The following is a 516-nucleotide window of genomic DNA, read 5'->3' as shown; positions in this document are numbered from 1 at the left end:
GGCACCAGAACTGGCCGAGGGCACAATGGGCCGAACCCGTTACTGGATCTTCATTTACACCGACCCAAGGGGCAAAATAGCGCGAGATGAAATCTAACTGTGGTTGCTCTGATTGAGCCGTCACCACCACACCTCGTCCAACGAGTTGCTTCATCGCATCGAAGTTAGGCGTGAGATCAAGTACCGCGCTTTCACTGTTCACTTGAATAAAGACTTTAGAATCGAATTCGCCATATGCCGCAATATCTTGAGGCTTGATGCCTAACGCCTCTAACAATGGTGCATTAAACTCTTGGTCTAATAGAAGGTTGGTTTGCGGAAAGTCGAGCTCAATTCCGTCTTCTAATACCGCCGCATTCAAAGGACCAGACAGAGTTTGAAAGGTGACACTTTCTCCGACATTCAAATCACCGCGCTCAACCAGAATGTGCGTCATAGCTAAAGTACCGTGTCCGCACAATTTCACCTCAATTTCAGGGGTAAACCAACGCAACCTCATGTCACTTAGCGTGAGAA

General features: G+C 48.1%; 1 protein-coding gene. It reads right to left on the bottom strand.

What is annotated here, in order from left to right; all coding sequences use genetic code 11:
• A partial coding sequence (locus KIV40_RS34955) for a PhzF family phenazine biosynthesis protein (RefSeq protein ID WP_285354062.1) occupies positions 1 to 516 on the bottom strand: 516 nt, incomplete at both ends.

Source organism: Vibrio sp. D173a (assembly GCF_030248475.1).
The sequence above is the reverse complement of the archived record's forward strand: the minus strand, read 5'-3'. Positions and strand labels throughout refer to the sequence as shown.